Genomic DNA, 24,173 nt, shown 5'->3' with positions numbered 1-24,173 from the left:
TATACCTCCTAATGACTTACTCCTGGTGATGATGTTCCTGGTGTATATGTTGGTTTTCCATCACCTTTTAAATCAAATTCAAGTGGAGCAACCTTTGTACTATCATCTCCACCTACATTCTTAACATCAATTACACAATCAAATGTAAGTTTTGAGCCATCTGGAAATTCTATAGCACCTTTTGAACTACAATCTAAACCATCTTTCCATGCAACACCTGCAACATAATCATTACCTGGATTACCTACATGTCTTTTTCCTTTTAAAGATAAAGAAAAGGCCTTTCCTGTCATTAAATTTCTAGCCCAGCCTGCTGTATTCATAGGTGTCCAGTCCTGTACCTTACCATCTATCTTTATACCGAAATTCTCCATATCTGCTATTTCAACCATATCTGTATCATCATTGCTTTTTGTACCTTTTATTCCAATCTTAAATTTTAAATTATAAACTGGAAATACTCCTTCAAATCCTGCCATTATATTACCTACCTTTCGTGTATTATCTTTACTTCTATAACATATTCGTATATCCCATTTTTATCTGTTCCAACACTTATAGGCTCTGTAGTTCTCATATTGAAATCTATAACTCTTTTACCACCTATAATTGCTTTTTCACCAAATAAAACATTATATACTTCTTGTGCTTTTTGTTCTGCTATATTAGCATTCTTTCCCCAATGTATTAATATAGAAATAGCCTTAGTAGAATAGCTTGTATTTTCTAATCCACCTAAGGCTATATGACTTCTTGGTCCTCTTATACTATAAATACCTATACATTGTTCTTTAGTTCCATCTATCTTTCCTATATACCATTGAGGACATTCTATTTTAATTTTTAAATATTCTCTTACTTCACTTAGCAACATTATTTAATCAATCCTTTGCTAAATTTTTTTAAATTTTCTTTGTATGCATTAACAACAAATTCTTCATTATCTCCATCAATATAAGACTGCATCCATTTACCTTGTGCATTTATATTTTTATCTTGTCTAAAGTTATACTCTGGATGCCAATATAATCTTCTTGCATATGGTGTATCAAAAATTATAGATGTTATTCCATCATTTATTCTTGATAAATCAACAAAACCACTTCTTTCAAGTTCTCCAGTATCTCCCTTTGGGACCACAGCACTTGTCTTAATATCACTTAATATATTTTCTGTGGTTTCTTCTAAAGCTTTATTTTTAGCATTTACTATTGTATTTATCTTTGCTCTATCTAATTTTATTGTTACTTTAGATTTCATTAAATGAGCTCCAATTCAGTACTAAATACAGAACCATCTGGATTACGTGGTCTTGATGATTTATAAATATCTTTTTTTATATCTCCAATTTTAATATATCCTTCTATTAATTTACCTGGATTAATATCACCTTCAATAATAACTTTACCTGAAAGAGTTACTAACCTTCTTTCAGCATCTAAAGTTTGTTTACTTTTCTCATTATAATTACATAAACCATCATATAAAAGAGTTTCTACTGGCTCTCCATCTTCATTAATGAATGTTTGATAGACTTTTATTGGAGTATTCAATATCCATTTAGGAAATGGTAATTTAACACCCATACCTATAACCTCCTACTATTTAAACCTGTTTGAGATATATAATTAATAACTTCTTTAGTTGTAGTTATTCCATTTACTATACTTCCATTAAAACTAACAGATGTACCACCAACTGAATAACTACTTAAAGGCATATTTATAAAATCACCATATTGCTCTATAAACTCTGCTTGTAAGCATATAGCTTTTTTAATTTTGTCTTGTTGAAATGGAGATAAATTTTTAAATTCTATTCCTATTATTCTGTTATAAGTTAAAACATCAATCTGATCTGATGCTCTTTCTAATATATTTTCTAAATTATCATCGTCAATGATTTTACCTTTAAATTCTTCTCTATAATATGAACTATCTACATAAGACATATTATTCACCTTTTTGCTCTGCAGTTTTAATTTTTTCTATTATTCCACTTTGTGTTGTAGCTTTTCCTATGTCTATGTTATGTTCATTTGCATAAGCTATAAGTTCCTCCACTGACATTTCATCTATACTCTTATCTTTTTTTGCAATATCTTCTTCTACAACGCTATAACCATGTTCCTTAAACCAACTAATTAAATCTTCATTAGTTGTTTCTCCAATTCCATTGCAAAAATATACACTAGCACTAATGCCAGTGTATTGTTTATTAGGTGCTACTATTTTAGCCATACTAATACCTCCTATTTAACTTTTATATTTCTAAATACCCCTGCTGCTTTACTAGCTTTTAATGCTATGGCTGCATTCATTTCAACCTCACCTGTTTTTACTGCTCCTGCTGTTTTAAAATCAGGCAACCATGTTTGTACTGGTGATACTCCAGCCATAGATACTCCATGTAATCCATCTAAACCTAATCTTGCAACATATAATGAAGTTGTTCCTTTTGAAGAATCAGTTTTAACTACATCTTCATTACTTCCTGGCTTTGTACCTAAATCCACAAATGGTATATTTCCATAAGATTCTACTTGTTGTCCCCAATCATTTTTTGTTACTTGATACATACTAGCTCTTCTTGCACATGCTCTTAATTTAGATATAAGTTTTGTGTTCCCCGCTATGAATGATGGTGTTCCATCTAATGTAGTTAAAAATTCATCTAACATATCTAAAAAAGCAACATAATTATCTGTTACAGCTTTAGAAGTTGATAAATCAATTATACTATCTCCACTCGCATTATATTCAGTAGATGAACCTTTTAGAGCTTTTTCTAGTCCATCAAAGGCCTTACTATCTGTAGCACTATCTCCATTTATAAATGTATCATTAAATAAAGCTTGAGCTGCTTTAATTTTTTGAGCTTGTTGTAATTCTATTTCTGAAATAATTCCACCCATATTGGCTATAACTCTATCAATTTGATAGCTACCACCAAATATCTTTATATCTACTGAATGTCTTTCCTTAGTAACTTCACTTGGTGAATATTCTGTATTAATATCTCTAAATGCAGCTGTTGGTTGTGTTTTTAATCTAGTATATGAATAAGTAAGTGTTGCCCCACCACCTGTTGGTGAAACTGCATCATCAAATGTTAAATGATCTAAAATCCAATTTGATTTTCTAAATTCATCAATTACTCCCATTTGTAATGCATCTTGTACATTTAATTTTGCCTCTGCTAATGTTACTGGCATATAAAATCATCTCCCTTTAAATTATTTTTGTATTTGTGATTGAATATGTGATGCTATAGCATCTCTCATACTAATACCTGGATCATTATGTTTTTGATTTCCATCATTACCAACTCTAAAACCTGGTAATGGATTATTATTGTTTTTTTCTTCACTCTTAAATAAAAAAGCTTTATTTTCTTCTAAACTCTTAACCTGTTCATCAAGTCCTGTAATTTTTCCATCTTCGCTTAATATTAATTTTGTTTTATCAATTAACCCTGCCACTAAATCAGTGTCTTGTGCTTTTCCAGATATAGCTAATTTAATAGCATTAGTTAATTTTAAATCCTTAAGCTCTGCTTGATGATCTTCATCTTTCTTTTTATTATCAGATTGAAGTTGTTCAATTTGCTTTTTAAGTTCTTCATTATCACCAGTTGATTTTTTCAAATCTTCTAATTGTTTATTTCTATCTTTAATGTCCTTTTCTAATTGCTTTTTAGACTGTGAAACCTCATCAAATTTAGATTTTTCAATATAATTAGCACTATCAACTAAATCAATATTTTTGTATTTACTTTTAATATCTTCTGGTAAGCTATTAAAACTATCACCTAATATCTCTTTTAAATTTGCCATATTAATCAATCCTTTCTTAAATATTAATAATTTCATGCACCTTTTAACGCCTTAGGCAAGTTTTGGGCAAAATAAAAAAGCCTTATTTCTAAGACTTATAATTAATTACTCTCTTTTTTATTATTTTTAATCATAATAAAAGCACCTACTCTTTATCTAAGTAAGTGCTCTTATTTTATTTCTTTACCATTTTTATATGCTTCCCTTGCTTCTCTTAATGTCATTTTATTAGGTCCTGCTGGGCCATCTAACTTTTCATTTGGTCCACTATTTTGATAGTTGCAATTATCACAGATATCAAACATATCTACTTCCTTATTACAAACTGGACATTTCACTTTTCATCACTCCTTATATTCTTTTATTTGTTCTAACCAATAATCATAACCCTCTTTAGGTTTAAATACAGTTGATATCTTTCCATCTGCTCTTCCTACAGCAAAATCATTTGTACTTTTCCTATATTTAAATGTAAATCCATCTTTGCTAATAAAACCTTCTACATCTTCACTTAATGAAGCTGCTAGTAAATCTCTAGATATATTTAAATATTCTTCTGGAGTTATATACCCATATTCTGATAAATGTTTTTCTATATGCTTATCAAATTTCTTTTGAGTTGAGAAATTAGCTTTTAACCACCTTCTACTATTAAGTTTATCATTTCTACCAACTTTTTCAATAATATCACTGTTTATTTCTCTTACATGTGACCTTCTTAACTGTCTATTATCTTGTAACAATTTATTTAATTGAATTTTTATATCTTTAATTCTTTTTGATGCATCATTTACATTTTTAGCATCAACTGAACCAACTTCTATTCTCTTCCACTTTCTAAGTTGTCTTTCATAGTATCTTTGCTTTTGTTCTGCTTCATATAGTTTAATAGCTTCTTTACCATCTGGAACTACTGGCATTCTAGTTATACCTGGAAAGTATGTTACTAATGTATGCCTACAGTTAGGATGTAATAAACCTTCTGTTATAGCTTTACTAAGTAGTGTATATTCTCCATCTTCTTTAGTTCCATGACTAAATACATCATCAATAAGTATTTTACCTTGCCAAGGCTCACACATCTTACAAGTATTAGAATGTGCACTTACAACTACTAAATGTATTCCATATTCATCACGCTTTTTACCTTCTCCTAAGAATGTAGCTCTTTGACTTGCTGTTCTTAAACACATTTCTGCATAACTAGCAATATTAACTCTCTTGCCATCTTTATATACTATACTATTTATACCTTTGTCTAAGAAATCCTTAGTAGCCATATCTATAGCTTGATTAATTGTCTTAGTTCCACTCTGTAAATACATATGAGTTTTAAATATAGTTTGTCTATATACATCATCCATCTTTCTAAGAACTGAATATTGGGCTTTCTTTAAGTCGTTTGTTACTACTTCTTGTAATGCATTAAGTTTCTTTTCATTAATACCAAAAAAATTAGTTTCTTTAGAAGGTACACTCTCTTTTCCTAACTCATTTGCTATATATCCTTTAACTGTTTGAGTTTCTTTTATATCATCTGGGAATTGCACCTTAACCTTATCTATGAGTTTTTCTACATTATCTTGGCCATTTGTAAAATTACCTTGTATTTCTCTTTCTATAGCTTCTTCAATAGGTTTATTATAACTTTCAACTATCTTTTTATTTCTTTTCCTATATTTTTCTAACTCTCTAAGTTTAGTTCTTTGCCATTGTTCCCAATTAAAGCCTTCATCTTCTTGCTGTTTTTTATGAAAATAAAAAGCCCTATGCATACTAGAAATTAAATCAAGCTCCATCTGCTCGAATATCTTTCTAATATCATATGACTTATCTCTTTCCTTTTTAGCATTATCTTTAATTTTCTTTATATTTAGCTTATTTAGAATATCTTTTAATTTTGATGGATTATTCTTCTTGTCCATCTTCATCAACCTCTGAATTTAAATCTTCATCATCTACTGACTTAGGTTCATCAGCTTCAAGATAACCATTCTGTTCCTTTATCCTTTTAATCTCTTCTTCCTTTTCTTCATGTGTCCATGTATCTCCATACATTTCTTCAATACATTGCTCTATAGACATTACTCCATAAGTTTTAGCCTTACCTACAGTTTCTACCTTATCATCAAATGATGGTGAAGCATATTCTCCAAAATCTATGGTAATATCTAAATCATCAATAAGTTTATTATTGTTTAATATACAATTAACTTTAAGTAATTTATTTATAAGTTCTGGAATAACTTCTTGTAATTCATCTACTATCTTTTTTCTGGTATACAAAGTAGTTTTTTCTTTTTCTCTTTGAGCTTCAGCATTATCCAGCTTCTTTAAATCTATTCCTAATGTTGCAGGACTTATTATACCTTGTAAACACATATCTAGTGCTTTAGCATAACTTTCTATAAAAGCTTCATAACGTATTTCTGGCTGTACCATATTTATTTCATTTTTTGCATCTTCTGCTAAACTTGTCCCAATCTTTATAAATTGATTATCAAAAGGATTAGGCTCCATAATTTGTCCTTGAAAATCTTTAGGTAGTAAATCCTCTGGTATATATTTTTGTACTCTACCACTTCTTATGGCATCTATCCATTGTGATATTACTTCATCTAAACTATCAAATGCATCTGATTTATTATCAAATAATGATTTACCTCTATTACTCCACTTTTGAGATTCAAAAAACTTTAAGGGTACTGCCATTATAAATTTACTATTATAAGTTACATCTTTTAATTCTGATAACTCTGGAATAGTATTTAAAGGTACTTCTGAACCTTTTTGATCTATAAGTTTATTTCTTATATATCCTTTCCCAAATGTTTCTATTAATCTATAATTATTATTTCTAATAGAATAATCAGTATAAAATAATACTTCCTGTAGTCTACCCCTTTTTATTGTATAATCTACTCTTTCTCCAGAATAAAACTCTAAGATAGGGTATGGAGTAATATCGGTATCAATAGTTATCTTATATGCTCCATCACCAGTAACAAGTGCTTCTACTAACGATTTTTTTAACAACTTATAAAACTTATTATCAATACTTATATCTTCCCATAATTTAAATGCTTCTTTATCTTCAATTGATATATTACTTATATCACTTACAACAATATCAGCTAAAGTTTCAACTATTATTGCTGGCAATCCTGAATGCATTTTTCTTATATTTAATTTATCACTTGGAACTGCTGCCCAAAATCTACTCCTACTTACTTGATCCATTACAGTACCCTTAAAAAATTGGTCTAATTCTGATGGATCACCTCTATACCACATTCTGTTTTTCATAACATTGCCTTCAAAAGATAAAGGCTCTTTTATAATTACAGGCTTAGATATAGCAGGTTGTATATCTAATAACTTTATAGCTGCATTAGTCAACATACTCTTAATCCACCCCATTTCTATTCCTCCTCGTAATCTCCTATCATTTTTCTAAATGGTATCCATGCATACTGACTAGAGTTAATTGTATGGTCATTTGAATCTTCTGGTTCATACTTATCTTCTTTCCAACTGTAACACTCTAATTCTCTTATATGCTCTTTGCAAGTATCTACAACATAATAAAATATCTTACCATTAACATTTATCCAACCTAGCATTAAATGTATTCTATCTAATATAGCTACCTTCTTATAAGAGTTAATAAAGTTATACATACAAGCGTTAGTTCTTTTAAACTTCTTAAGCTCTGTTATTGTTGCTTGGTCAGCACAATCTATAAATACATCTCTAGCAAATCCCCAATCTTTTCTATTCTTCTCTAAAAACTTAAAATATTTAGGAGCTATATCACTAGGTGCTAAAGGTATTTCTAAATCTTTATTGTTATATACTTCTTCATCTAGCATTACTAACTCTTTCTTATCTGTAATACCTAAGAAAGTAAATGAAAATGTATCTGGACTATTTTGAGAATATGCAGTATCAAGTCCTGCTGTAAATTGAACAAACTTCATTCCTTTAGCTTTTTCTTTAGATATAACATTATTCTTTCTTTCAAAGTTAGAGAATATTAATCCTGTTGCTCTACCCCTAAGACCTAATATCTTATTCTTATATAACTTAGTACCTTTAGGAGCACTAGTCTTTTTCTTCTCTATATCTTCATCACTTAAAGATGCATTATCATAAAAAGAAAAGAACCAGTAAGTCCAGTTAGGCTTTGGTTCTGAATTTAATTGCTCCATTATTTCTTTTGGAACATCACTTTTATATTTTTCTAATGGTCTACTACAATTAATAAACTCTGAATAAATAGGTAAGCTAGGATCATCTGGATTAAGTGTTGCCATAAGATAATCATTTCTTGTACATATTTCTCTTACAAACTCAATGCTTGCTGTATTAATCTCATCTATAAGTACACAACCAAATTGAGAACCTAGAGCCATCTTCCATTTATCTGCATTATCATAACCTAAAATATATATTACTTTATCTCCTGAAGGTGTATGATACAGAATATGAGGTATTTTATTATCCTTATCACCATTACCATTATATTTAACTAAATCTCCAAATACATCAGTAATACCATATTCTTTTTGTATTATATTTTTCTCTGCAACCCCTGTTGTCTTAGATGCTATAACATGCATTTTCTTATTTGACTTAGCAACCTTCAACATAAACTTAAGTATTCCTACTGTTGTTTTTCCTGCTGCTGTTGTGCCTTCAAGAAATTCTACTGGTGCATTATGTTTTAAAAATGCTTTATATTTTGATGATAATTTATATTCATCACTCATTATCTTCATCCTCTAATTGATTTAATATAGAATCTAGTTTAGCTGTTGAATTAATATTATCTTTATTAGAATTATCTTTAATTATTCTTGATTTTAATATTTCAATTTCTGCTCTTTGTTTATCTGTAGCTATTCCAATATGATCTCCTAACCATTGGAGTGCTTTAATTTTATCTTGAAGTTTAATCTTAACTCCATCTTTTCCCTCTGATACTTCTTGTAATATGCTTGTATCTAAATCTTTACTATCATTAAGTTCTACTACATTATATTCAAAATAATCTTGTTCTCCTGTATCCAGATTAATAACTGGAATATCTTCACCATCACTATTCTTAGTCCATCTATTCTTACGAACCTTTTTAAAAGATAAATAATCTCCTATGTCACTAAAAGCTATATCAATGTATCTCTGAAATATATCTTCTTCACTTAACATTACTTGATTAAGCTTATGTTTCTTAAGCTTTTCTATTTCAGATTTTATACAAGGATTTACAAGGAGTTTATATCCTTCTGAATTAGCAACTATATAGCTAGAATTATAAGCCTTCTGATACGCCTTAGTAGCATTAAAATACTTTATATAATAAATACAAAAAAGCCTTTGCTTATCAGTAAGTTCAGCATTTTCTAATACTTCTTTTACTTCTTCTGCAACAGGCTCTCTGCTTTCTTTTTTTATATTGGTTTTATTCTTCTTTTTATTAGTAACGTTACCTTTATTTATTGGTAACGCTGCTTTTAATTTATCATCCCATCTATCTTGTGATTTCCACTTTCTAATTTGAGAATCTCTTACATCTAATTCCTTGGCTATATCTTTTAATTTTATATCACCATTACTATTCTTATATATTTTAAATGCTTTATCTCTGTTCGGACTTCTTACTCTGGCCATATCACCACCTCACTTAAATTATTAACATATAAAAAGAGCTCTATTAAGAGCTCAAAATTTTCCTATTATTTTTTAAAAACCCAATATATATTAATTCCTAATAAAATAATTAAAATAATTATAAAGGTAGCTACAAAAAACTTATACATTTTTGCTTTTCTTTTATTAATAAAAATTAATATTAAACCCATAAAAAGAGTAATAACAAATCCTACTGATAAATTTAATTTTATTATATAGTCTATTGGAAATTCTTTTTTTATGAACCCATCATAATTAAGAGTCAAAATAGAAAAAATTGCTACAAATATTCCCATGAAGGTTAATATATTAGCATATATTTGTGATTCTTTATTTTCTAGATTTTCTTTAACTTTATTGTACCTAACAATATCCTTTGAATATTCATCTTTGTATTTACCAAAGCCTAAATACTTAACTTCATTATTAAAAGATGCATTTTTATTTTTATTGTATGGTACTTCAGGGTTTCCATCTAGCTGTTCAAATATTATTTGTGCAATTTTTTTACCTTCTTTTAATACTATAATATTATGTGAAATATTATGAATCCTCAAAAATGAATATGTTTCATGCCCTGGCTGATATCGAGGTCCACTAACTTCTAAGCCCATTCTCATAACTGAATTTTTTTCTGCAATTGTTCCCATTAAATTATAAGGGATTTTTAATTTTTCTTTTGTCCTAATATATACAGTTTCATTAGGTGCCATATCATAACTATTTATCTCTTTATTTTTTGAATCAGGTATAATAATTTTATCTATTGTTAAATCATAAGAGATTGCTCCAACATTATTTTCATCATATCCGTCTATAATTAATTCTTTATCTTTAATTAATTTCTTTATTTGTTTATCAATAAGTATCATATCTTTTTCCTCCCAATCTCTCTTATTCAACTATATCACTTTTTATATTAAATATGCAATTATTATAATTCCTATTATATTTATAAATTTTTTAATATGTTATTATTTTTTATTAATTTTGATTATTTATCTTTTATTTTTTTGTATTAATGAAATTTTTCAGATTGATTCACTAATAAAAAAGAACCTAGCCTAAACTAGATTCTTTAGTAAACTTACTAATAGCACTTTATAATCCCTATCAGTAGTCTTTATTTAATTATGGTATAAAAGGGTTATGAGAATTTATGAGAGGAAGGTAAAGGAATTGCACCTTTATAATACTATTCCTTCCACATTGCAGGGAGCTTACTCCCTGCTAAATCTAAAACATAAGGAGGCTTCACGAAATGAACATCATCTTCAACCTGTCCACATACTCATTATCTCATAACTTTTTAATTATGATTTATCATTTTATTTCAAAAAACTTTCAAAAAATTTCACTCAATTTATTCCTTGCATTAATAAACTATCTTCCCACTTTGATACATCTTCAATTAATTTATTTCTTATCCTAGTACAAGTAACTTCACTTACATTTAATTTATTAGCTATTTCCCAATTTTTTAATTCATCTTTATATTTACACTCTAAATAATTTAATTGTTCTTTTCCTAACCATTTAATATTTACCTCTATTATCTTATTATCCTTATTTATTTTTCTAATAAGCTCTTCTAATCTTTCTATCTCCTTTGTATTATCTACTATCTCTCTTTCTAATCTATCTATAATTTGAATCATAGATCTTTCTGCATAGCTTATTCCATCTGATGATGTTTGAACTCTTTCATCAAATCCTATACTTTTACTTTCAACTGGTATTGTAAAATCTATATTTTTAATTCTATTATTTATTACTTTTATATCATTTTGTAATAGGTCTATTTTAGCTCTAAAACTCTCTATTTTCTTTTTACTCTTATAATATCTATATAACTTTCCTTCTGTTTTCTTAAATGTTTCTTTATCTATCACTTTATCACCTCTAATTTTTCAATAAAAAATACCGCATATTCATTTTTGAATAATACGGTATTTAAATAGTTAATATTTTTTATCTTATAATTTTTAAAAGTAGTTATTTAATCTGTTTAGTAAGCTTAGATTTATGTTTTTTAGCTTTATCATCCTCCAATGCAATAAAACCTGCTGAAACGGCAAGTGCCAACATTATATTATGTTTGCCAAGTGGATTTGTTACAATGGAATATACTAAAAACGCTGTACAAATTAACAATACAGCTAGTACAATACCACGTAAAGTTTTTCTATTTTTAAACATCTTTATAATCTCCCCCTATTATAATTTATCATTTGATTTAAAATATTAACTAATCGTCAAATTGGAATTTTTCAATTTAATTCATGCTCTATTATAATAATTGATTCTTCATGCTCCCCAATAATTTCAACTGATATCTTTTTGACAATAGTACTAAATTTAGTATTACATTTACTTACATCATCAAATGCTTTATCAAGTAATTCAATAGAAGGTAATTTACCAACTGTCATATGAGGAATATAATCATAGCCTAAATCAAATTGTTTTAGTTTATCTTTATATAGAATATCATGAATGTTTTTAATTACATCCATACCTTGAACTACATTTAAAAATAAATAATTTCCATATTTATCTTGTTGTTTACTAAATCCCTGTAGTTGAACTTTAAATGGTTTTATATCACTTAAACACTCTTTTAAATATAAATTAATTTCCTCATTAGTAAATTCACTATCAAAAGGAAAAACTAAAGTAATATGTGGCAATACTAAATCTGCTAAAGGATCATATTTCTTATGTATATTATTAATAATATCAATATTTTCAAATTCGGGAAAAATCATAATAGTTCTTGTATTCATTTTAAATCCCCTCCACAAATTACTATTTATGTATAATGATATAATTATAACATATTTTTATAATACCGTATTATTCAATTTTCAAAGAGCAACTTTTCTAAAAAGGTTATTATTTATATCAATTATTGATAATTTCTTAATATTGAAATAAAAAATACCGTATATTCATTTTGAATAATACGGTATTTAAGTACGTCATTTACGTAGTATATTAAATTTGCCAAATGACTTTGATATCGAAAAATTTACTATCCATTATTCCATAGTTTTTCTATAGCTGCATTTATTTTATCCCAATTTTCTTTGAAATCATTCATTTCCTTTATTCCTTCTTCAGTCAAAGAATAATATTTTCTGTCTGGACCTATTTGTGATTTTCTTTTTATTCCTTTAATTAATCCTTTTTTCTCTAATCTTAGTAAAAGTGGATATAGCGATCCTTCAGCAAAATCTATAAATCCTAACTTTTGAAGTTTTATATATATTTCATATCCATAAGTCTCTTCTTCATTAATAATTTTTAATATCACTTTATCCATTAATCCCTTTAATAACTGTGAATTAACTGCCATATTAGTCTCTCTTTCCTTCATATCTAAATAATAAAGCTAATACTAAATATATTATAGCTTCTACAATTACAATACTCCAAACTACATTTTTAGATATAATTATATTTTTAGTTAAATTAAATATATAATTATCTCCAAATATCACAAAATATAATGGCCATAACATTAAAAAAACTTGAAATAAGTGTTTTTTATATCCAGTAAATTTATATAAGCATTTATAATTTGTATAAACACGAATTATTCCACCTATAAACCCTACCATTCCCATAATTAATGCCGCAAATGAATATGGTAATATATTACTATTATCAAAATATGAATTAATAATATAAAATATAATACATGAAAAAGAACATAAAAAACCATTCTGCAAAAAATAATTAATAAATTTTCCTTTTCCTAATGTTAAATAATATGTTTCTACTAAATCATCAATAAAATCATCAAGACTTTTCCCTAGAGCCTTATTTAGAGGTTTTCCTAAACTTTGATTTCTAAAAAGAAGCTCCAATAAATCAATATACACTTCTTTTCTAAAGCTTTTTGGAACAACAAATCCTAATCTAGAATTTATTATTTCAAGTGCCTCATAATATTCGCCGTTTAAACAATACTTATCTTTTCTTATTCTTTCCATAACTACTTACACACCTACCTTGCTATACAACTTACTGCTATATTGTATAGCATTATAGTGTTTTTGTAAAGCTCCTATAAAAAAGTTTAATTACTTATTTTTTTATTATTTAAAAAATAAATTCACAAAATCTTTTCAAAACAATATTTTTATAATACCGCATTATTCAATTTTCAAAGAACATTTTATTTTAATTATTTTTATACAACTTCATCCAATCTTCTAAAGTCATTGTCACAAGCCATTCACTTCTATCTTTCCTATGAAATACAGTAGGTAACTCATCTTTCTTAGCATCAGCCTTAGCTTGGCTTATTGCATTATATATATTAAGTTTCTCAACTCTCTTACATTCAATATGAATACCTGGTAATCCAACAACATCTGCATCACCATTAGCTCCACAATACTGTTGTCCACGCCTTGTATTATATCCATATTCCTTTAATTTAGAGGATAACTCTCTTTCACCTCTTGCACCTTTGTTTTTGCTATTAGTCATTAAAATTCTCCTTTAAACTAGAATAAAATTAAAAATATCATTATTATTTACACGTTTGAAATGCTCTATTTGATTCTAGATGTTCTATATTAACCACATTATTAGGCAACATATCCTTAGTTACGTTAATCCTATTCTTATTTTTTATAAGTTGTAGAACATTCTGTGATGGTTTAATAATATCTGCTATTCCAACACATGTTTTATAGTTTTCTAGATCCAATAAAATATAATTTTTATATATATTTTCAATCTTACCTTCATATTCTGCTATATATCTATTGTTTCCTATCCCATTTTTGCATAGTAATTTTATATTATCTCCTATCTTTAATTTCATATCCTCGCTTCCTTTATCAAATGATTTTCATATGAGAATACAGTGGTAAAACTGTACCCTCATATGCCTATAATCCCTGTTATTAAGCTATTATTTTAATATTTTTAACTTCTTTTAACTGTTCTTCTAAATACTCTTTTATATTTTTAATAGCTTCATTTCTCCAAGCTCCTCCATCAGCTTCATATATTGCTGCACTTGGACCTTCTTTCATTCTAAAAATAAACTTGCTTATTGGTTGTTCAACTTCTGGGAATGTTCTATATGGTGCTAAACTTACTGGATTAGGAACTATAGCCTGTCCTACACTTGCTACACCTGTTTTAACTGTCACTTGTTGACTTACTCCATCATCACCTATACTCTTAACATTTTCATCTTGTACTAAACCTGTATATTGTAATAATGCCTTTTTATCTCCTGCATCTACAAAGCTACTTTGAAGCATTATATTAAATCTTTCTGTATCTATAAATTGGTCATAACGAACATTATTAGGTAATATAGCCTCTGCTTTGATATAAAGCTCTCTTTCCTTATCCTCATTTAAAGGACTATATAATCTTACTTCATCTTGTGATTTTACTTGTATAAGTAACTCACCTTTTAATTTATCTACATTTCCTTTTATATAATCAACTAAACCTGTAAGTGTTGATACTGTAAGAGTATTTGCTACTGGTTCTGTAATTCTACTTAAACCAACCCTTGAATATGTTCCTTGTGCTAATTGAATTATTGGATCATCATTTTCTCCTAAGTTCACTAAATACTCCATTGCTTCTTTGTTCATCATTTTATTTTCCACCTTTCAATTTATATAAATTTTATTATTTAACTAATTTAATCCCTTCTAAGTTTATTGTTTCTTTTTCTTCTGCTGTTGTAAGTATTTCCCCTGTTTCTTCATTTACTCTCATGGCACTTTGTCCTGGTACTTGCTTTTTATATTCACTTGCTAAAACTCCACCCTTGCCATCTGTTCCAATAACAATTTTTGTTGCAATCGGTTTATTAGGTGCTAGTTTAGTTTTCGCTATCATACTAACCTCAGCTAATTCTCTATCTTCTCCACTTACAAAAGTCATTTCTAAAGTAAGTTTTCTTTTTAGCTTAAAATCAGTATTAGGATCCTGTATATTTTCTAAAACTTCTTTTAAAGCTCCATTCATCTTTTCTGCTAATGCACCTTCTGCAAATTTTTCTAAATTAATCATGTTTTCCATTTCTATTCCTCCTATTAATTTTTATATTCTTCCCTAAGCCATGTAAGTAATGATCTATATATTTCAATTTCAGATTTTAAAGCATCTATTGAATTTTTACATGCATAAAAACTACTATTTGATATATCTCTCTTTAATCGTAATTCTGATACTTCTTCATCACCTCTTGATAAATCATTTATAAGACTAACTGGATAACCTTCTGCTCTCAATCTAAGCATTTTTTTAGCTAAAGAAACTCTATATTCTTTTTCAGCTTTATTTTTTTTGTAATGCTAAAGTCTTATATTGTATATTTCCTTTTCCTAAAGCTATAATGCAATCATTTAATTTGTCCATTATTTCTTGTGGATCCATCAAATCACCTCAATTCTTTTGTCTAGTTGCCAATCTATTCTCGGTATATATTGAGCTATTATAGATTTATCTACATTGCTCTTAGTTTTTATTGATATAGTATTATCATTTTCTTTTATATCTGCATTAATAAAAAACCTATATCCATTCTCTCCTATCAACTTATAAATTTTTTGACAGGATGGAGTTGGGAAAGAAAGAGGTTCAAGTTTAGGTAATTCTTCTCTTTCTTTTCCTTCTTCCTCATTCTTATTCATTCTTATATCATTCTTATCATTCTTGTTTATATGCACGGTCTGTTTACCATCTGTTTCCTCACTGTTTACTAAGTGTTTCCTCTGTGTTTCCTCACTGTTTACTAGCTGTTTACTTACTGTTACCCCTTCGTTATTTTCAGCTTGATAAAGTGAGTAATTTACTAGTGTTATCTTAGTATATTGCCTGTTACCCCTTCCATGTGTTATTGAAATCATATTATTTTTTTCAAGCCATTCTAAAATTTTTTTAATCATTCTTGCACTTGGTTCTTTATATGTTCTTCCTTCATAATAAGAAACGCCTTTCGCTATTCCTCTATAGCTTGTTAAATGTTGTCCTCTTTCTATAATTTCTTTACTGCCATCAGTCATAGGTATTTCATTTTTCTTATGATTTACCATATATTTTAGGTATTGCCACACCTTTAAATACAAGGGTGGCATAACCCAAATATCACTATCCATTTCTTTTCTATAATCTTTTATCCACCCTTGATTATCCATAATGCTTCTCCTACTCTAATGGTGTTCCTTCAAAATTAATTTGACCATTTATAACTGTTTCATTTTCTTCATCAACTGTATAATCCGCATTTACAACATTAGTATCTTCTGTATTTATTTCTTTTTCAGAAATATCATTTATTAACTTATCTTCATATTGAACTTCGTCCATAGAATAAGCTTGTTGCATATCTACACTAAGAATTCCCCATTTACCTAACATATTTCTTAATACAGTTTTTAGAGCCATAGCATCATAATTATTTTTCCATCCAAAATCTGATTTACTAAATTTCCTCTTGTGAGTTTCAATTTCTTCCTTACTCCAATAAACTGTTTTTTTAAATCCATTTATTAATTCAAAATATCCTGCATAACCTATTATTTGTTCTGATTTTCTTTTATTAAAATCTATTTGAATTTCTTCTGTTAATGGATTCCAATCTATTAATTCTCCTTCTCTTATAGGAACTGCATTAATATGTTTGTATTGAGCACTTCTTAGAGCTAATTGAATATATCCTTTATATCCTATTTGAAATTGAGCTTGTCCCTTATATGGAACTATCCAAGCATATCCTAGATTCTTTTCTATTGGTAAATCTAATGTTGCTGCTTTCATGGCCTCTGGGACTAAAGTTTGTGGATTACATTTTTTTAATAAATCATCATTGTTATATAAAGTTAATAAACTACTGCAAAATTGTGGTGCTTTCTTTCCTAAAACTTCTTCAAATCTTTGTTTTATTTTAGGAGTATCTAAATATGAACTTAAAGATAATCCGCCTTTAGTTTCCTTTCTTTGAGATAATTGATTTTTTAAAGTTGATGTTGTTGCCATAATTATTTTTCCTCCTTAATTGTTAATCTTCTACTCTTAGTTTCTTTTAAACATTTATCATAAATATCTCTAAATTCTGACTTTAATTTTTTAGAATCTATTCTACTAGTTAATACTTCTTTCCAATTTATTGAATAACCTGGAGCTATCCCAACCTCTGAATGTCCTAAGGTATTTTTTAACTGGTTTTCTATTTCTTTAATATCTGCTTCAATAACTTTTTTATTTTCTTTTAAATCTTGTAATTTATCTAATTTTTCTTTCCAAGTTGAATCAAATTGAACTGCTAATTCCTTATTTACTTCTTTAAATTTTTCATTAACCCACTTTTCAGCTGCACTTGATCCATCAAGTTCTGGTGGTGTTCCATTCTCTACTAACTTCCAAAAGTTTCTTTCTGAATCAATAATCATATTTATTAATTCTTCATCACGTTCAACCTCTTTCCATACAAACTTTTGACCACCTATTAGAACTGCTATATAACCTTTTTCTGCTCCTGTAACTGCTAAATAATGTTGAACTTGCACTAAATAACTAGCTGGTATTTCTTCCTCTTCCCAATCTTTTGATAAAAATTGATTAGCTGTTTTACATTCAAGTACTGAATTTTCTCCTACAACTTTTCTATCTATATTTGCAACCATAAATGGATAATCTTTATGTTGAAAATGCCTTTTATCTCTTCTTACTTTCTTTCCTGTTCGCTTTTCAAATTCCTTAGCAACTACTTCTTCAAATTGATCTCCCCAGTATGCTGATTCACTTTGCTCCTTTACTTCTAAAATAGGTTCTGTTTTTTCTAAATAAACCTCAAAAGCTGTTTTATATTTATTTAATCCAAGGATTGCTCCTACATCTGAACCTCCTATTCCTTTTTGTCTTTCTTGTAACCACTCCAATTTATTTTCCATTACTTTAGTACCTCCTCAATTTCTCCTAATGTATCTCCTGTTTCTTCTGAAAATACTTGCCCATTGTCTAAATCCACTCCTGATGGTAATATATTATTAAGATTATTTTTGCTTGGATCTATCTGTTTACTTTGGTCGGTTTCAGATAGATCCTTTTCTTTTTCTAACTCTTCTTTAATGATATCTATTAAAGGTTTATCCTTGCCTTCTCTAGCTTGTACCCTTGGAACAACCTTATCTAGTATTGTGTTTATAGTACCCATTAATTAATCCCCCATTCTAAGAACTTCTTTGAAATGATTTCTATATTTAGTTTTATTAGAACTAAATAAGTTTCTTAAAAATCTCTTTAACATCTTCATTCCTCCTAAAATAAATATTTATCTAATTTTGAACTATCAAAATTAATATACATTTCACAAAATTCCTGTAAAACCTCACTTCTTTTGTCATAACTTACATTTTTATCTTTAAGAATATTAGTTACTAAAGCTAAGTCATATTCAAATACACTCCTAAACATTTTTAATCCCTCCTTAAATTAAATACATTACTGGATTAGTAAATAATATAAATCCTACTAATCCACTTAGAGCCATTATTAAAAACTCTAATTTCTCTTTCCTTTTATTAGTTAAAATAAACTTACTAGCTGCTAAACAGAATGTTGTTAGTTGCAAGGATATAACCACTAATAAAATTAAATATTTTATTATTTTCATTACTACCTCCTTAACTTACTTTTAGTTATGTTAATAAAGTGTTTAGTGGATTACTCCACATCACTTTCTAATCTAAGTTTTTTTCTAGTCCTTCAACTATTCTCATACTTCCTTCTGATCCAAACTTTTTATATACTACATCTGCTAAAACCTCTGACATTTTCTTTTCAAGCTCGTCCATATCCTTAGGGAAGTTTAGTTCAACTTCATAAATTTTCTTTGCCATAAAATCACACCTAAAATTTTTTCTATATATTTTATGATTAATAACCATTTTGGTTACTATTAATATTTATCTTGCTTATGAATTAATTTCTTTAATAAGCTTATTTATTATATAAACTTGCCCTTTACCAGTTACCCTAGTTGTATATTTAGTTTCTACTCCATGACTTCTCTGAATTATAAACTCTGATTTTTCAAATAGTCCTTGCTCTAAAGCTCTTTGCATTGGTTTAGTTGAACCTTTTTGAATAAGACCCCATTCCCTAAGTTTGTTCCAAAGCCTCTTTTCTCCAATTTTTATATTTTGCTTAGTTACTAAATGTGCTACATCTCTAACTAAAATAGAATTTGAACTTGCTGATATTTGATTTAAGAATCTATTTTTTTCTTCAAGTTCTTTTGTCTTAGTTTTCAAAAGTTCTTCTTTCTTTTTTAAAGTTCTATGTGCAACTTCTAAAGCTCTCGCCATAAACTCTTCGTCATCCATTTCATCTTCTAAAGGAATATAACCACCTGTCTTTCTTATTTGCTTAAGTATTTTTTTAACTTCTTTTTTGAATTGTTTTGCTATTGGTTTTCTGCTTTGCATTAATACCTCATAAAGTCCATCTTCTGTTAAAAACCACATTTCTCTATTTTGACCTGATGCAAAGATTGTTTGCATCAGCTTTTCTTCTTCATCAATACTCTTTAACATTTCTGATGCTCTACTATGTTCAATCCAATTAGCAACATCTTTTGCTAAAAATAATGGATTTTCTTTTGTTCCATAAATTTTAAAATCTTTTCCTAATACTTCTCTTTCTTCTAAAATAATTAAATTATTCATTGTTTATCCTCCTAACTAGCATTTGTTTGCAATTCTGTTTTTTTAAATAACTCCTTAAAATCAACTTCTGGGAAAAATTTTTCTTGAATTATTAATGCCTCATCATAAGTGAAAGGATATTTGCCAGCTATCTTAAGATTTAAAGTGTTGTATGTTCTTCCTATAGCTGAAGCTATTATAGGCTTTTTAATTTTTTTTCTAGCAATTTCTGCTTCTAAATTACAATACATTTAACCACCTCCTTCTGAACGTTATTTCGTTCGTTGAGTTCATATTAAACTAAATTTCGTTTTAAGTCAATTATTTTTTTTATTTTTTTATGATTTTATTTATTTTCATACGATATTTCGTTTATTTTTCTTGATATTTCGTGTATAGAATGTTATTATTTATTTACAGAAAGAAAGGAGTTCTTTAATTATGAATAAAACGGAAAAACTTAAACATATAATTTTAAGTAAATATAATAGTATTCGTGAATTTTCTAAAATAGTAGAAATTCCAAGCACAACTTTAACAAGTGCATTAGATAAAGGTATTGGTGGAATGGCAGTTGATAGAATAATTAAAATATGTGATGTTTTAAATATTGATGTAAAAACATTTGAACCATTAGAAAATATATCTAAAAATATTAATAACTATTCAGAAGAAGAACAGCAACATTTAGAAGATTTAAGAAAACTAAATGATCTAGGTAAAAAGAAAGTATTTACCTATACAAAAGATTTAATAGATAATCCTAAATTTAGTTCTATAAATAATGACATTTCTGCTACAAATGAAACAGAAGATTTTGAACCTTATTTAGTTGCTTGTCATGATGATAACTTAACTGATGAAGAAAAAGATATTATGAATAAAAAAATCAATGAATTTTTAAATAAAAGAAAATAATTGATTGGATTGGTATGCATATGACTAAATATGAAAATTTATTAAATGAAGTAAATAAACAGGGAGTTGAAATTCTCGAAATAGACTTAGGAATTGATGCCCCATGTGGTAAATGTATAAATAATGTAATTATATTGAATAGTAGAATGAATGTAAAAGATAAATATTGCATATTAGCTGAGGAATTTGGTCATTATAAATTAAATTATGGTGATATATCTGATCAAGATAAAATAGAAAATAAAAAACAAGAAATTGTAGCTAGACGGTATGGTTATGATAGAAATGTTGGTTTAATTGGCTTAATCGAAGCTTTCAAAGATGGATGCGTTGGACGATTTGAAATAGCTGAATATCTAGGAGTTACAGAAGAATATTTACAAGAAGCTATTGACTACTATAGAAATAAATATGGAGTTATGTATCAAATAGATAATTATTTAATTTATTTCATACCAAATCTATTTATTGGTAAAGCTTTATAAAATAGCAGTTAATTATTTAACTGTTTATTTTTTAAATATATAAGAACATATATTCGTAAATAAATTCTAATACTTTACAATATAATTTTATAAGGAGGGATTAATTTGAAAAAGGTAGCTATATATTCAAGGAAATCAAAGTTTACTGGTAAAGGTGATTCAATAGAAAATCAAATAGAAATGTGCAAAGAGCATGTTAAGAACTTTATTTCTAAAGATGTTGAATTCATTATATATGAAGATGAAGGCTTTAGTGGTGGAAATATAAATAGACCTCAATTTAAACAATTAATGAACGATATTAAACATAAAAAAATAAATTTATTAATTTGCTATAGATTAGATAGAATCAGTAGAAATGTTTCTGACTTCTCTTCTGTTCTTGATACTTTACAAGAATATAAAGTTGATTTTATTTCTATAAAAGAACAATTTGATACTTCAACTCCTATGGGTAGAGCTATGATCTATATTGCTTCTGTATTCGCTCAATTAGAAAGAGAAACTATAGCTGAACGTATTAAAGATAATATGCTTGAGATGGCTAAGAATGGTAAGTGGACAGGTGGTAAAATACCAGTAGGATTTAAATCTAAAAAAACATTTTACTTAGATGATAATGGAGTTAAAAGACAACAAACTATATTAGAGCATGATGAAAAAGAAATTGAGTTTGTTAAATTTTTATATGAAAAATATTTAGAGCTTGGTAGCCTTCATAAATTAGAAGTATATACTCATGAAAATAACATAAGATCTCATAGTGGAAAGTTATTTGAAAAAAGTACATTGAAAATCATTTTACAAAATCCTATATATGTTAAATCAACAGAAAACGTGACTACTTATCTTAAAAATAATAACTGGACCATATATGGTGAACCAGATAATATTCACTCTCTATTAACTTATAATAAAACTGAAAGTATAGTCAAGAAAGGTAAACTTACTAAAGCAAATAAAGATATATCTGAACGTATTGCTTCTGTAAGTAATGTAATTGGATATTTAGATGATAAACTTTGGCTTAAAGTTCAATTACAATTTGATAAAAATAAATCTACATTTCCTAGATTAGGTAAAACTCATAATGCTCTTTTAGTTGGAAAATTATATTGTGGAAATTGTGGTAGCCGTATGATTATACAACATGGAAAGACATCAGTTAAAACTGGAGAAAAGTTATTTTATTATGTATGCTCCTTAAAGAAAAAATCAAGAAAAGCTTTATGTAGTATTGATAATGTAAAGTTATCTGAAATAGAATCTTTAGTTTTAAAAGCCTTAAAAGATTTAAGCTATAATAAAAAAGAGTTTATAAATTCTGTGAAAATAAAATATAAAAAAGAAGCTAATAAATCTATAGAACTACTTTCTTTAAATAAGTCATTAGAAGATAAAAAACAACAAATTAATATTTTAGTAGATAAACTTTCTCATGATGACAAAAATCTCTTAACAGATATATTATTTGAGAAAATTTCTATCTTAAAGAAGGAATGTATTGATATAGAAAATAAAATAGAAACTTTAAATAAAGAAAAAATTAAAATAGAAAATTCATCACTAGAAATATCTTTTATAGAATCTTTATTGAATAAATGTTCCTTTATTGATAAAATTAGTCATGAAGAACAAAAACAAATAATAAATGCATTAATAGATAGTATTTATTATTATAAAGAAGATGATAATAAATATAAAATAAAAATTAATTTTGTTGGATCTATTGAAAAGATAAGTCCTTTAAATTTAGATAGTAGTTGTAAAAGGCAGCTTGAAAAGTTGTCCTTTTACGTACACGGCATGTCCAGTATCAAGTAATATTATATTTTCAGCAAACTCTCTCAATGCATATTGCTGACATACTTTACTATTTAATTTATCATAATTAATATCTTCCTTAGGAATTTTTAATATTACTACTCCATTTTTATCTAACTCTTCCCTTAAATCTTTTGATAAACTTTCCTTTGTAAGCTTACAAGATCCTGAAAAGGCACCAAGTTCATCACCATTTCTTTCTCCTTGAATATCTCTAACATTACATCTTTCACTTACACTTATTCTTGGACCAAAAGCTGGGCATCTTAAAATGCACATTGAACATCCATTTCCATATCTTAAACAATTACCCATAGGTCCTGTTGATCCAGTTGTCTCTACAAATACATCTCCTGAAATATAAGTATCATCTGCTAAAATTATTCCTTTAATTTTCTTACCATCAAAATCTACATCTTTAACACGAGTTTCCATAAAAATTTCTATTCCTAGATCTTTTAAATATTCCTTTACTGCTCCTTCTATTATATTTACATCATAAAGGCTTGCATGCTTGTGTCCTGGAAAATCTATATTTTTATGTCTTGAATTTTCATCAGTTATTTTTATTAAATCCCCTGCGCCTAAAGCTATAAGTTCTTCTGAAGCTGTAAATCTTCCATTGTTTCTCATTATACCTCCCACATTTCCAAGTCCAAGAAGTAAATCTGTCTTTTCAAATAATAATACTTCAGCTCCTGCTTTTTTTGCAGTTATGGCTGC

36 protein-coding genes and 1 pseudogene are annotated in these 24,173 nt (G+C 27.4%); 3 read left to right on the top strand and 34 right to left on the bottom strand.

Annotation, left to right across the window (positions count from 1 at the left end):
• Nucleotides 1-8: 8 nt before the first annotated feature.
• The 33 genes from J2Z53_RS07140 to J2Z53_RS06975 all read right to left on the bottom strand — a co-directional run bounded on the left by J2Z53_RS07140 (nt 9) and on the right by J2Z53_RS06975 (nt 20,474).
• The gene (locus J2Z53_RS07140) at nt 9-479 is read right to left on the bottom strand and encodes a phage tail tube protein (RefSeq protein ID WP_209796755.1); all 471 of its coding nucleotides are present in this window, start codon (nt 477-479) and stop codon (nt 9-11) included.
• A gap of 8 nt (nt 480-487) precedes the next feature.
• Nucleotides 488-874, bottom strand: coding sequence for a phage tail terminator protein (locus tag J2Z53_RS07135; RefSeq protein WP_209796754.1), 387 nt, complete (start codon nt 872-874; stop codon nt 488-490).
• Entirely contained in the window at nt 874-1,260 is a 387-nt protein-coding gene (locus J2Z53_RS07130; protein ID WP_209796753.1) for a hypothetical protein, read from the bottom strand. Before J2Z53_RS07130 ends, J2Z53_RS07135 begins: the two co-directional genes overlap by 1 nt.
• Nucleotides 1,260-1,586, bottom strand: a complete 327-nt coding sequence (locus J2Z53_RS07125; protein ID WP_209796752.1) for a hypothetical protein — start codon at nt 1,584-1,586, stop codon at nt 1,260-1,262. Before J2Z53_RS07125 ends, J2Z53_RS07130 begins: the two co-directional genes overlap by 1 nt.
• A 2-nt stretch (nt 1,587-1,588) precedes the next feature.
• Entirely contained in the window at nt 1,589-1,951 is a 363-nt protein-coding gene (locus J2Z53_RS07120) for a head-tail connector protein (RefSeq protein ID WP_209796814.1), read from the bottom strand.
• A gap of 1 nt (nt 1,952) precedes the next feature.
• On the bottom strand, nt 1,953-2,240 hold the full coding sequence (locus J2Z53_RS07115; protein ID WP_209796751.1) for a hypothetical protein: 288 nt from the start codon (nt 2,238-2,240) through the stop codon (nt 1,953-1,955).
• Nucleotides 2,241-2,251: 11 nt separating this feature from the next.
• On the bottom strand, nt 2,252-3,214 hold the full coding sequence (locus tag J2Z53_RS07110) for a major capsid protein (protein WP_209796750.1): 963 nt from the start codon (nt 3,212-3,214) through the stop codon (nt 2,252-2,254).
• Nucleotides 3,215-3,235: 21 nt separating this feature from the next.
• Entirely contained in the window at nt 3,236-3,835 is a 600-nt protein-coding gene (locus J2Z53_RS07105; protein ID WP_209796749.1) for a phage scaffolding protein, read from the bottom strand.
• 170 nt (nt 3,836-4,005) lie between these two features.
• The gene (locus J2Z53_RS07100; RefSeq protein ID WP_209796748.1) at nt 4,006-4,173 is read right to left on the bottom strand and encodes a CPCC family cysteine-rich protein; all 168 of its coding nucleotides are present in this window, start codon (nt 4,171-4,173) and stop codon (nt 4,006-4,008) included.
• 6 nt (nt 4,174-4,179) lie between these two features.
• Nucleotides 4,180-5,760: a phage minor capsid protein gene (locus J2Z53_RS12855; protein WP_234925800.1), complete on the bottom strand. Its 1,581-nt coding sequence runs from the start codon at nt 5,758-5,760 to the stop codon at nt 4,180-4,182.
• The gene (locus tag J2Z53_RS07085) at nt 5,744-7,255 is read right to left on the bottom strand and encodes a phage portal protein (RefSeq protein WP_209796747.1); all 1,512 of its coding nucleotides are present in this window, start codon (nt 7,253-7,255) and stop codon (nt 5,744-5,746) included. The genes J2Z53_RS12855 and J2Z53_RS07085 overlap by 17 nt, the downstream gene beginning before the upstream one ends.
• Before the next feature lie 2 nt (nt 7,256-7,257).
• Nucleotides 7,258-8,607, bottom strand: a complete 1,350-nt coding sequence (locus J2Z53_RS07080) for a terminase large subunit domain-containing protein (RefSeq protein ID WP_209796812.1) — start codon at nt 8,605-8,607, stop codon at nt 7,258-7,260.
• On the bottom strand, nt 8,600-9,508 hold the full coding sequence (locus tag J2Z53_RS07075) for a terminase small subunit (RefSeq protein ID WP_209796746.1): 909 nt from the start codon (nt 9,506-9,508) through the stop codon (nt 8,600-8,602). Before J2Z53_RS07075 ends, J2Z53_RS07080 begins: the two co-directional genes overlap by 8 nt.
• Nucleotides 9,509-9,573: 65 nt before the next feature.
• On the bottom strand, nt 9,574-10,401 hold the full coding sequence (locus J2Z53_RS07070; protein ID WP_209796745.1) for a dCTP deaminase: 828 nt from the start codon (nt 10,399-10,401) through the stop codon (nt 9,574-9,576).
• Nucleotides 10,402-10,887: 486 nt separating this feature from the next.
• Complete coding sequence (locus J2Z53_RS07065) at nt 10,888-11,421, bottom strand: hypothetical protein (RefSeq protein ID WP_234925799.1); 534 nt, start codon at nt 11,419-11,421, stop codon at nt 10,888-10,890.
• Nucleotides 11,422-11,524: 103 nt separating this feature from the next.
• A complete protein-coding gene (locus tag J2Z53_RS07060; protein ID WP_209796744.1) occupies nt 11,525-11,728 on the bottom strand; it encodes a hypothetical protein in 204 nt (67 codons plus the stop codon).
• A 71-nt stretch (nt 11,729-11,799) separates the two neighbouring features.
• On the bottom strand, nt 11,800-12,315 hold the full coding sequence (locus tag J2Z53_RS07055) for a 2'-5' RNA ligase family protein (RefSeq protein WP_209796743.1): 516 nt from the start codon (nt 12,313-12,315) through the stop codon (nt 11,800-11,802).
• A 248-nt stretch (nt 12,316-12,563) separates the two neighbouring features.
• Nucleotides 12,564-12,887, bottom strand: coding sequence for a PadR family transcriptional regulator (locus J2Z53_RS07050; protein WP_209796742.1), 324 nt, complete (start codon nt 12,885-12,887; stop codon nt 12,564-12,566).
• A gap of 1 nt (nt 12,888) precedes the next feature.
• Nucleotides 12,889-13,527, bottom strand: coding sequence for a hypothetical protein (locus J2Z53_RS07045; RefSeq protein WP_209796741.1), 639 nt, complete (start codon nt 13,525-13,527; stop codon nt 12,889-12,891).
• 190 nt (nt 13,528-13,717) lie between these two features.
• Nucleotides 13,718-14,029: a putative PDDEXK endonuclease gene (locus tag J2Z53_RS07040; protein WP_209796740.1), complete on the bottom strand. Its 312-nt coding sequence runs from the start codon at nt 14,027-14,029 to the stop codon at nt 13,718-13,720.
• 43 nt (nt 14,030-14,072) lie between these two features.
• On the bottom strand, nt 14,073-14,369 hold the full coding sequence (locus J2Z53_RS07035; RefSeq protein ID WP_209796739.1) for a hypothetical protein: 297 nt from the start codon (nt 14,367-14,369) through the stop codon (nt 14,073-14,075).
• A gap of 82 nt (nt 14,370-14,451) precedes the next feature.
• Entirely contained in the window at nt 14,452-15,165 is a 714-nt protein-coding gene (locus tag J2Z53_RS07030; RefSeq protein WP_209796738.1) for a hypothetical protein, read from the bottom strand.
• 34 nt (nt 15,166-15,199) lie between these two features.
• Nucleotides 15,200-15,595: a replication terminator protein gene (locus J2Z53_RS07025; RefSeq protein WP_209796737.1), complete on the bottom strand. Its 396-nt coding sequence runs from the start codon at nt 15,593-15,595 to the stop codon at nt 15,200-15,202.
• A 14-nt stretch (nt 15,596-15,609) separates the two neighbouring features.
• Nucleotides 15,610-15,816, bottom strand: coding sequence for a hypothetical protein (locus tag J2Z53_RS12850; protein ID WP_234925798.1), 207 nt, complete (start codon nt 15,814-15,816; stop codon nt 15,610-15,612).
• Between the two features lie 135 nt (nt 15,817-15,951).
• Complete coding sequence (locus tag J2Z53_RS07015; protein ID WP_209796736.1) at nt 15,952-16,713, bottom strand: hypothetical protein; 762 nt, start codon at nt 16,711-16,713, stop codon at nt 15,952-15,954.
• A 10-nt stretch (nt 16,714-16,723) separates the two neighbouring features.
• Nucleotides 16,724-17,554: a recombinase RecT gene (locus J2Z53_RS07010; RefSeq protein WP_209796735.1), complete on the bottom strand. Its 831-nt coding sequence runs from the start codon at nt 17,552-17,554 to the stop codon at nt 16,724-16,726.
• Nucleotides 17,555-17,556: 2 nt separating this feature from the next.
• Complete coding sequence (locus J2Z53_RS07005; protein ID WP_209796734.1) at nt 17,557-18,468, bottom strand: YqaJ viral recombinase family nuclease; 912 nt, start codon at nt 18,466-18,468, stop codon at nt 17,557-17,559.
• Nucleotides 18,468-18,731, bottom strand: coding sequence for a hypothetical protein (locus J2Z53_RS07000; RefSeq protein ID WP_209796733.1), 264 nt, complete (start codon nt 18,729-18,731; stop codon nt 18,468-18,470). Before J2Z53_RS07000 ends, J2Z53_RS07005 begins: the two co-directional genes overlap by 1 nt.
• Before the next feature lie 104 nt (nt 18,732-18,835).
• Nucleotides 18,836-18,991, bottom strand: a complete 156-nt coding sequence (locus J2Z53_RS06995; RefSeq protein WP_209796732.1) for a hypothetical protein — start codon at nt 18,989-18,991, stop codon at nt 18,836-18,838.
• Nucleotides 18,992-19,004: 13 nt separating this feature from the next.
• Nucleotides 19,005-19,190 (bottom strand): hypothetical protein, encoded by a 186-nt coding sequence (locus J2Z53_RS06990; RefSeq protein WP_209796731.1) that lies wholly within the window; start codon nt 19,188-19,190, stop codon nt 19,005-19,007.
• Between the two features lie 67 nt (nt 19,191-19,257).
• Nucleotides 19,258-19,416 (bottom strand): hypothetical protein, encoded by a 159-nt coding sequence (locus tag J2Z53_RS06985; RefSeq protein ID WP_209796730.1) that lies wholly within the window; start codon nt 19,414-19,416, stop codon nt 19,258-19,260.
• A gap of 75 nt (nt 19,417-19,491) precedes the next feature.
• On the bottom strand, nt 19,492-20,244 hold the full coding sequence (locus J2Z53_RS06980) for a phage antirepressor (RefSeq protein ID WP_209796729.1): 753 nt from the start codon (nt 20,242-20,244) through the stop codon (nt 19,492-19,494).
• Nucleotides 20,245-20,255: 11 nt separating this feature from the next.
• Nucleotides 20,256-20,474 (bottom strand): hypothetical protein, encoded by a 219-nt coding sequence (locus tag J2Z53_RS06975; RefSeq protein ID WP_209796728.1) that lies wholly within the window; start codon nt 20,472-20,474, stop codon nt 20,256-20,258.
• Between the two features lie 190 nt (nt 20,475-20,664).
• Here J2Z53_RS06975 and J2Z53_RS06970 point away from each other — a divergent pair, with 190 nt between their 5' ends.
• From J2Z53_RS06970 to J2Z53_RS06960, 3 genes are all read left to right on the top strand, one after another.
• The gene (locus J2Z53_RS06970; protein ID WP_209796727.1) at nt 20,665-21,141 is read left to right on the top strand and encodes a helix-turn-helix domain-containing protein; all 477 of its coding nucleotides are present in this window, start codon (nt 20,665-20,667) and stop codon (nt 21,139-21,141) included.
• Nucleotides 21,142-21,161: 20 nt separating this feature from the next.
• Nucleotides 21,162-21,626 carry an ImmA/IrrE family metallo-endopeptidase gene (locus J2Z53_RS06965; protein WP_209796726.1) on the top strand — a complete coding sequence of 155 codons (465 nt, stop codon included), beginning with the start codon at nt 21,162-21,164 and terminating at the stop codon, nt 21,624-21,626.
• A gap of 105 nt (nt 21,627-21,731) precedes the next feature.
• Entirely contained in the window at nt 21,732-23,450 is a 1,719-nt protein-coding gene (locus J2Z53_RS06960; RefSeq protein ID WP_209796725.1) for a recombinase family protein, read from the top strand.
• Here J2Z53_RS06960 and J2Z53_RS06955 read toward each other — a convergent pair.
• A pseudogene (locus J2Z53_RS06955) lies at nt 23,430-24,167 on the bottom strand (NAD(P)/FAD-dependent oxidoreductase); the annotation flags it as partial. The gene J2Z53_RS06960 and the pseudogene J2Z53_RS06955 overlap by 21 nt on opposite strands.
• Between the last annotated feature and the right edge of the window lie 6 nt (nt 24,168-24,173).

The sequence above is a fragment of the Clostridium moniliforme genome, from assembly GCF_017873235.1.
GTDB classification, from domain to species: Bacteria; Bacillota; Clostridia; order Clostridiales; family Clostridiaceae; genus Clostridium; species Clostridium moniliforme.
This window is presented reverse-complemented; position numbering and strand designations above follow the sequence as displayed.